At 43.5% G+C, this 9,265-nt stretch carries 9 protein-coding genes; 7 read left to right on the top strand and 2 right to left on the bottom strand.

Annotation, left to right across the window (positions count from 1 at the left end; all coding sequences use genetic code 11):
* From pstC to A2517_RS11070, 7 genes are all read left to right on the top strand, one after another.
* A partial coding sequence (gene pstC, locus A2517_RS11100) for a phosphate ABC transporter permease subunit PstC (protein WP_294897021.1) occupies positions 1-824 on the top strand: 824 nt, incomplete at its 5' end.
* Positions 824-1,666 carry a phosphate ABC transporter permease PstA gene (gene pstA, locus A2517_RS11095; RefSeq protein WP_294897019.1) on the top strand — a complete coding sequence of 281 codons (843 nt, stop codon included), beginning with the start codon at positions 824-826 and terminating at the stop codon, positions 1,664-1,666. The genes pstC and pstA, both read left to right, overlap by 1 nt.
* Positions 1,667-1,670: 4 nt before the next feature.
* The gene (gene pstB, locus A2517_RS11090) at positions 1,671-2,456 is read left to right on the top strand and encodes a phosphate ABC transporter ATP-binding protein PstB (RefSeq protein ID WP_294897017.1); all 786 of its coding nucleotides are present in this window, start codon (positions 1,671-1,673) and stop codon (positions 2,454-2,456) included.
* 98 nt (positions 2,457-2,554) lie between these two features.
* Positions 2,555-4,255 (top strand): GGDEF and EAL domain-containing protein, encoded by a 1,701-nt coding sequence (locus A2517_RS11085; RefSeq protein ID WP_294897015.1) that lies wholly within the window; start codon positions 2,555-2,557, stop codon positions 4,253-4,255.
* Positions 4,256-4,260: 5 nt separating this feature from the next.
* Complete coding sequence (locus A2517_RS11080) at positions 4,261-4,791, top strand: YfiR family protein (protein ID WP_294897013.1); 531 nt, start codon at positions 4,261-4,263, stop codon at positions 4,789-4,791.
* On the top strand, positions 4,788-6,356 hold the full coding sequence (locus A2517_RS11075; protein ID WP_294897011.1) for a sensor histidine kinase: 1,569 nt from the start codon (positions 4,788-4,790) through the stop codon (positions 6,354-6,356). The genes A2517_RS11080 and A2517_RS11075 overlap by 4 nt, the downstream gene beginning before the upstream one ends.
* A gap of 54 nt (positions 6,357-6,410) precedes the next feature.
* Positions 6,411-8,348, top strand: coding sequence for a TonB-dependent siderophore receptor (locus A2517_RS11070; RefSeq protein ID WP_294897009.1), 1,938 nt, complete (start codon positions 6,411-6,413; stop codon positions 8,346-8,348).
* 41 nt (positions 8,349-8,389) lie between these two features.
* Here the strand turns inward: A2517_RS11070 and queF are convergent, their stop codons facing one another.
* Both queF and A2517_RS11060 read right to left on the bottom strand, forming a co-directional pair.
* Entirely contained in the window at positions 8,390-8,779 is a 390-nt protein-coding gene (queF, locus tag A2517_RS11065) for a preQ(1) synthase (protein WP_294897007.1), read from the bottom strand.
* An 8-nt stretch (positions 8,780-8,787) separates the two neighbouring features.
* Positions 8,788-9,265 (bottom strand): EAL domain-containing protein (locus A2517_RS11060; protein WP_294897005.1); only part of this gene is annotated, 478 nt, incomplete at its 5' end.

Genomic DNA, 9,265 nt, shown 5'->3' with positions numbered 1-9,265 from the left:
TGACCCGCACCAGTGCATTGTTGATCCTTTTCATCGTTGCATGGATTTTTGTGGTTCTCTTTAATGAGTCGACCGAAGCGATGCAGGCGTTTGGACTCGATTTCATCACCAAAGACGAATGGGCGCCGAACCTCGACAAATTCGGTGCCTATGCGGCGATCTTCGGCTCTGTCGCTTCTACTTTTTTAGCGATGCTTTTAGCAATTCCCATTGCCATCGGTGTCGCCATTTTCTTAAGCGAAATCGCCCATGATAAAATCAAAGGGTTCTTCGGTGTCAGCGTTGAACTCCTCGCAGCAATCCCTTCAGTCATCTACGGAATGTGGGGGCTCTTTTTCTTCGTCCCTATCTTACGCGATATCTTTGGCGGAATGGGGATCGGTCTCCTCGCGGCCGGGATCGTCTTGGCCATTATGATTTTGCCGTTTATGGCGGCGGTTACCCGTGATGCGATGAACACTACCCCCGATATCCTCAAAGAATCGGCCTATGCCCTAGGGGGGACTCAATGGGACGTTATCAAAGACGTTATCATCCCTTACGCCAAAGCGGGGATTATCGGCTCACTCATTTTGGCACTCGGACGGGCAATCGGTGAGACGATGGCGGTCACCTTCGTTATGGGGAATGTTCACCACACTCCAAACTCGATTATGGATCCGACTACCTCGATTCCGGTAACCCTTGCCAACGAGTTTACCGAAGCGGACAGCTCCCTTTATTTCTCCAGCCTTTTTGGATTAGCCCTTACCTTGCTCATTATGAGCTTCGTCGTTATCGCTATCGCAAAATTCTACTTTTTACGTAAAGTGAGAAAAGCCTAATGACTGCCGTTCAAAAACGTATATTGATCAATAAACTGGCCCTTGGGTTCTCCACCTTTAGCGCCGTCATCGCGTTAGGATTTTTGTTTTGGATCCTCGGAGTCTTAATGATGAAAGGGATCGATGCCCTTAACTGGAATATCTTCATCTACGAGGGCTCACCTCCCGGATACGAAGATAGCGGTCTCAAACACGCCCTTATCGGCCAGCTGATCCTGGTGGGTCTTGCTACCCTCATCGGGGTTCCGTTGGGGATTATGGCGGGAACCTATTTGAGCGAATACGGTAAAAATTCAAAACTCGCCCATACCATTCGGGATATCAGTGACATCATGATGTCGGCACCCTCTATCGTTATCGGAGCGTTTGTTTACGCCATTATCGTTATGCCGATGGGGCACTTTAGTGCATGGGCCGGTGCCATCGCATTGGCAATCATTATGATCCCGATCATCTTGCGAACTACCGACGATATGCTCCAACTGGTACCGGGTACACTGCGCGAAGCAGCATTCGCTCTAGGGGCACCCAAGTATAAAGTAATCATAGATGTCGTCTATCGCGGTGCGAAAGCAGGGATTTTGACGGGAGTACTTCTCGGTGTTGCACGCGTTGCGGGAGAGACGGCACCGCTACTCTTTACCTCGTTTAACGATAACTTTTTCACGACCGATCTAAACGCGGCGATGCCTTCGCTCACGGTAACGATGTTTAACTATGCGATCAGTCCGTACGATGATTGGCAGCAACTCGGATGGGCAGCCGCTTTCATCCTCTCAATGTTTATTTTAGGTCTCAATATTGTGGGACGACTTATTTTATTAGCCGGCAAAAGGAAATAACGTTATGGCAAGTATTATCGATATCAAAGAAGAGTGCGCGCTTCAAGTTCGCAATTTTGACTTTACCTATAAAGGGGCTCCGGCACCGAGTTTGAAAAAAGTGACGATGCCTATTGCAAAACATGCCGTTACTGCCCTTATCGGCCCCTCCGGATGCGGTAAAACAACATTACTCCGTGCCTTTAACCGTATGCATGATCTTTATCCGGGGAACAAATACGAAGGTGAAATTGAATTTGAGGGACGCAATATCCTTGACCCTAAAGAGGACTTGATTCACCTTCGGACAAAAATCGGGATGATTTTCCAAAAACCGACCGCATTTCCTATGTCTATCTTCGATAACGTCGCCTACGGTATGCGTCTTCAAGGGATAAAAAATAAAACGGAACTGAACGATCGTGTTGAAAAAGCACTTCAAGATGCCGCACTTTGGAAAGAGGTAAGCGATCGACTTAAAAATGATGCAAACGGTCTCTCAGGGGGTCAGCAACAGCGTTTGTGTATTGCTCGTGCCATCGCGGTAGAGCCTGAAGTATTGCTTTTTGATGAACCGACATCCGCACTTGATCCGATCTCGACGCAGGGGATTGAAAAATTGGTCATCGAGCTCAAAGAGCGTGTCAGTATCATCATCGTCACCCATAATATGCAACAAGCAGCGCGTGTCAGCGATTACACCGGATTTATGTATTTGGGAGATTTGATTGAGTTGGGACATACCGAAGAGCTCTTCGTTACCCCGAAAGAAAAACTCACCCAAGAGTATATCACCGGTAAATTCGGTTGATACTGCATTACGTTTAAACGCCCTCTTTCTTTCTATAGTGTTTTGTGCTATTATTGAAAACAATGTAAACTATTTTCTTACAAAGAAGAGGGCAAAAAATGGGTACTGATGAGCTTCTATTCGCCCCTGAAGAAGAAGAGCAATTATCCGAAGCACCATGGAAGGTTTTGATCGTCGATGACGACAGAGAAGTGCACTCTTTCACGAGATTGGCACTTCACGATTTTACCTTTGAACGTAAACCTATTCACTTTATCTCCGCCTACAGTGCTGCCGAAGCAACTGAAATTCTCAAAGAGCATGATGATATCGCTATCATTTTGCTCGATGTTGTCATGGAGAGCGAAACGGCCGGATTGGATCTTGTTGAAACCATTCGCTATCACCTCGATAATACCACCATACGGATCATAATCCGAACAGGACAGCCCGGAATTGCACCGGAGCGATACGTCATCGACCATTATGACATCAATGACTACAAAGAGAAAACCGAACTTACTACCGATAGGCTCTATACCACTATCCGAAGCGCTCTCTCACAATACAAACAGATTGTTGAGCTCCTCAATAAGAAAAATGAAATTTATGCTACCTTGATCACGGACACTCTGACCGGACTTGGCAATCGCGTCAAGCTCAATTATGATCTTGATACCGAAATGCCGATGTCACTCGTTTTATTGAATATCGACGCATTCAGCATGATTAATGATGTGTACGGATTTGAAGTCGGGGATCAGATGCTATTGCAGTTTGGCAAAATTTTACGGGAATCCTCCTGCACTGAATGTACTATTTACCGTCTTGAGGCCGATATTTTTGCCATATTAACGTCCCAAAAAGAGATACAAGACATCCAAAAAGAGGTTCTTAGGATCCAAAGTGCGATTACCAAACATTTATTCCTCATTAATGGTATCGACCACAGGGTCAATGTTACTATGGGAGTTGTCGAGCACGAAATCGGAAATATGATCCAAAAAGCTGAAATTGCACTTCGTGAAGCCCGAAAAATGAGCCGGAACCGCGTACAGGTTTATTCAGATAATCTGGCGGTCATCAAACAGATCAAAGAAAATACAAAATGGACGAAATGGCTCAAAGATGCCCTTGACAATAACAAGTTAATTGCCTATTACCAGCCGATTGTTGATTGCGGAAGCGGTGAAATCGTGAAATACGAAGCACTTGTTCGGCTTGAGCACGACGGGGTAATCTATACCCCTTTTCATTTTCTAAGTACTGCCAGATATGCCGGACTTTTATACCAAATAACGCAGCGGGTGTTTGAACAAGCCTGCGCACGCTTCAGTACCACTGCTCTCGATTTTTCAGTCAATATTACCGATCAAGATCTCATCGAGCACGGCTTTATAGAATTTATCGAACAGACACGGAAACACTACGGGATTGAAAGCGGCAGGATTTATTTTGAAATTCTCGAAGACAGCAGTATTTTGACCAATCCGATTGCCGAAAAACATCTCAACGAACTCATAACCTTAGGGTATCGCCTGTGTTTGGACGATTTTGGCGTTCAGTGTTCGAATTTTGCCCAACTCGGGAATCTGGACCTTGATATTGTTAAAATTGACGGAATCTATATTAAAGATATTGATGTGAATAAAAAATCTCGAATCGTAACCGAATCAATCCTCTTTTTTACCCATAAAATAGGGGTAAAAACCGTTGCGGAATTTGTCCACAGCGCTCAGGTTTACGATATAGTCAAGGCAATGGGTATCGATTATGCGCAAGGGTATTTTTTAGGTGAACCCAAACCTGATCTGATTTAATCATAATGAAAAAGGTTTGTATTACCGCTTTTTTTTCCCTTTTTTATACCGTCTCTTTGCTCGCCGTTTCAGAAGAGAGCATCAAAGCAGCCTATCTAGAGCGTTTTACGATGTTTATCCAATGGCCAAAACCGGTTGATACTTATAATGTCTGCATCTATGATGACAGCACCTTTGCAAAAGCGCTCCAAAAAAGTTATTCATCCCGCCTTTTTAATAACCATCCGCTAAAAGTCATCACTCTCAATGCCGGAGATCCCTCAGAAGAGATGATGAAGTGCCATATCCTCTATTTTCGAGGTTCAAAACCCCACCAAAACGAGAATTTATTGAGTAATTTACGTAAAAATAATGTTTTATTGATTAGTGATGACGATGACGATGCAAGACGGGGAGCTATGATCGGATTTTATCTGGATAACAACATGTTTCGGTTTGTTATCAATCAACGCAACCTCGAAAATGCCAATTTAACCGTAAGCTACAAGCTTCTTAATTTTGCTACGGTTATTGAACCGACGGGGGGATCAAAATGAGATTACATAACCATTCCATCACCTCACAAATGATTTTTTTACTGATTATTACCAGTCTTTTCATCATTATTTTCGGAATGTTATTTCAGCTTTGGTACAGTATTAATCATGAAAAGCGTACCTATATCCATGAGAGCCAATTGGAGGCCACTTTAATCGTCGATTTGATTACCGCCCCTTTGGCATTTTTTGATCTTCAGGGGATCAATGCCAATATGCACCGCTTGCATAAAAACAAAGATATTCTTATGTCGGTTGTCTACAGCCCTGATCACACCTCTTTGACTTCGTTTAACCCCGAAAACCGACCGCTTCCAAACGATATCTTCCCTTTGGGAACACGGTTTGAAAACCCAAGTTCGTTTCCGTGGATGCTGGGGAGTTTGAAGACCACCCTTGAGATTAAACAAAACAATCAACTTTTGGGTTACCTCTATATCGAGAGAGAAACGGATCGTATTACCTCGTTTATTGTGGATCTATTAACTGCCGTCACTATTTTTTCGATCGGCTTAATCCTTTTTGTCTATGTGGTGTCACGTATACTAAGCAAAAAAATTCTTCAACCGATACTCACGTTGACTGAAACAGCCAAAGAGGTAGCGGAAAACAACAACTATTCGCTTCGTGTTACCCATAATAATCAAGATGAAATCGCTTATTTGTATAATGCTTTTAACCATCTCTTAAGCGAAACCGAATCGCTGACGTCCCATTTGGAATCACGGGTTGCAGCACGGACTCAAGAGCTTCAAGACTCTCTTGAAACACTAAAAAAAGCACAACTTCAACTGGTAGAATCTGAAAAAATGGCAGCACTCGGAAATCTTGTCAGCGGTGTAGCCCATGAAGTCAATACGCCTCTTGGCAATGCGATTACGGGCGGCTCCATTATTGTCAGAGAAACACAACAGCTCCTTCGGCAAATGGAAGAGGGGACGCTCAAAAAATCATTTATGGAACAAAAGCTTACGGTATTAAATGAAACCTCCCACTTACTTCTTAAAAGCATTAATCATGCTGCGAATCTCATTCGCAGTTTTAAACGTATTTCCGTTGATCAAAGCGTGGAAGATAAGCAGGAATTCAACCTCTATGAATATCTTGAAGAGATTCTTCTCACATTCCATAACAAACTAAAAAAAATACCGGTAACCGTAAATTTAGAGGGGGATCATGCTCTTATAATCAAGTCCTACCCCGGCGTATACGCTCAAATCATCAGCAACTTTATCCAGAACTCTTTGCTTCACGGCTTTAACGAATCCACACAAAACGCTACTATCACGATCCATTTCGAAGCGGATAAACACCATCTTGTTTTAACGTATACCGATAACGGGGTCGGTATGGATGAAAAAATCAAAAAGATCGCTTTTGAGCCGTTTACCACTACCAAACGAAATGCCGGAGGAACCGGATTAGGACTCAATATCGTCTATAATCTTATTACCCAAAAACTCTTGGGTGAAATTACAATCGACACCGAGCGTCAAACAGGGGTAAAATTTACGCTCACCCTTCCCATTAATCTCCCCGATTCAACCAAAGATTTTATTTCTTAAATATCTTTAAGTTAAGAGTGTTATTATTGTCTTATTTTATAAATGGAGTCCTCCATGAAAAATGTTTTTTTAGCAACAGTACTTTCATGTTCCCTTCTTCAGGCTGATGATTCCTCTGATTTGTCTCCCCTTTCTCTCGAGGATCTCCTTAATATTCAAGTCACAAGCACCTCACGGCGTGATGAAAGCCAGCATTTGGCACCGGGGGTTATTACCGTTGTGACGTCTCAAGAAATCCATCAATACGGAGCAAGACATTTACGGGATGTCATTGACCGCCTTGTAGGTACACAGGTTCTGAGCTCCCATCAACGCCCACATAACAAAACTTCCATTAGAGCGATGAACGGAGCACATCAAGACGGATCGGTCGTCGTTCTTCTCAATGGGCGTCCGATACATGATGGGACGGACGGCGGATTTAACTTCGATATATATCTTGGCTTTCCTTTGGAAATGGTTGACCATATAGAGGTGATTCGCGGCCCCGGTTCCGTCATTTACGGCACTAATGCAATGGCGGGAGTCATAAATATCATTACCAAAGATGCGCAAAAGTCGATCAATGAAACCCGCGTCGATATCGGAGCGGGAAGTTTCAATCGTACTCAGCTTCAGCTCACCACACTAGTGGGGGGTACCGACTACAGTCTGAACATCGGGGTCAACGCTATTCGTGCCAACGGCGATAGCATTAGCAATGTCATTGATAAAGACAATATAGCAGGAACCTATGAGTCGGGCGAAGATAGTGATAATGTGGTCATAAACGGCAAGTACAAAGGGGTAACCCTGAATGCAATGGTGATGAATAATGATGCCGATAGCGGTGGTTCTTCCTTTCAACTCCCCTCATCACTGATGAAAAAGAAAAGAAGTTATCTCGATGTCGGATATCTCTACGACATTACGAGCGGATGGGATGTCTCCTTCAACTATACCGTTAATTTGGGCGAATTCGATTGGCAGATCAGCGAAGCGGGCGGGCGTAATCACTATAAAGACCGCTACGATATGGCAGAAGTGATCGTTCGAGGCAATGTCGCCACCGATCTTAACATCCTCTTCGGTGCCAACTCTTCAAATTATGAAACAGAATTCAAAACGGGATTTCCCTATTCCGAAATGAGTAGCAAAAGCACCTACGCTCAAATCGATTATATGCTCTCCCCGAAACAAAAAGTTATTGCCGGAATTCAACTGAATAAGCCTGAGGATACCCAGAGTGATCTCTCTAGAAGAGCCGGATTTATTCAGGGATTCGGAGATAACTGGTGGCTTAAACTCCTCTACAGCGAAGCATATCGTTCACCGAACCTTCAAGAAGCAAAAATCAATGCACCGACACTTTTAGGCAATTCTTCACTTGATCCGGAGAAAGTGGAAACCTATGACGCGCAGCTCATCTACCAAACATCAAAATACTACTTTTCAGTCGCCCTATATGATTCCATGCTTAAAAATTTGATTGTAAGAGTTCCGTATTCACCCGGTCGCTCAACGTTTGACAATCAGGGATACGTACGCTTTCAGGGGATAGAGGCAGAAGCTAGAATTGAGCTGAATGAAGATTTCACCGCTTTAGGCAATTTCAGCTATCAGATTAACAAAACAAACAGCGGAGTAGAAGAGAGCACCTTTGCCCCTAACATTATGGCAAAAGCAGGCGCTTCCTACGGGGGGATCTACGGAATGAATATCGCTCTCTTTAACAGCTATATCGGCACATCAACCGATTTAACGGAGACCAACGGTGCCGTAGAAAGAAACCATAAAGCCGATCCCTATAATCTTTTAACGGCCAATATATCGATTGATACAGGAAAAATATGGGGTATTGGAAAAGCGAACCGCTCTTTGCTCTCTCTGTATCTGGATAATATTTTGGACGAAGAGGTCTATACCCCTAATCTCAATTACACCAACGGAAGCGATACGATCCCTCATCACTGGGGACGCAGTGCTAATCTCACCTACACCTATAAATTCTGATCTTACGGTGGGAGGGTATCTCCCCTCCCAAAATTAGCCGTTTATTTCTCTTCTACCATTTTTTCGCTGTCGATCTCAACAACGGTATGGACGTTTCCGCGTGGATAATAGTCGGCAACGACTTTTAAGCGCTTAGGAGCGATTTTTGTCTCGAAGGTTGAATAGATCTCGTTTGCACTGTTTTCGTGCGAAATATGGCGGTTTCTGAACGAATTAATGTACAGTTTGATTGCTTTGAGTTCAGCCACCCATTTATCCGGCGTGTATTCGACGTAAATGGTCGCAAAATCGGGATATCCGCTACGCGGACACAAACATGTAAATTCCGGTAAGGTTACCTTGATCACATAATCACGTTCGTGTTGATTGGGCCAAATTTCAAAATCTTTTTCAATATTAAAATTTTCTACAATTTGTTCTCCGTATTTCATACTCATCCTTATAATTGGTCTTGTTTCAAAATTTTACCCAGATAATTTCCCTGTCGGTAATTAATTTTAAGGGATTGGCAAAGCTGATCGGTATAGGAGTCTTCTATCATCGAGATCCACGTTTTTGCTCCGCATAGATGCGCACTCAGATTTAGCCCCTGTATGATATTTTGGTACCCTGCTTTTTTGATATTACGGCTGTAAAGGGTATCGAAACGGACAACATCCACTTCTAACTCCTTGAGATACAGAAGCGTCGTGTGATAACCGCCCAAACGATCCAACCCTATTTTGTATCCCGCTTTTCGATAATGGGCAATTTGATGAGCAAAGCGCTCCAACTGGTGACAATACTCTTTCTCTTCAAATAATAGAGTGATCTTGTGACGCGCAAGGGGATAGCGTTCAAATAGCGTAAGGGCGTGTTCAAAAAAATGGGGGTTGCGAAGCGTAACCGAAGAGATAGTCAATACAAAATGCCTATTT

Origin of the sequence: Sulfuricurvum sp. RIFOXYD12_FULL_44_77 (assembly GCF_001830725.1) — a bacterium.
GTDB classification, from domain to species: domain Bacteria; phylum Campylobacterota; class Campylobacteria; order Campylobacterales; family Sulfurimonadaceae; genus Sulfuricurvum; species Sulfuricurvum kujiense_A.
Note: the sequence above shows the minus strand (reverse complement) of the source record. Positions and strands in the feature narration are given on the sequence as shown.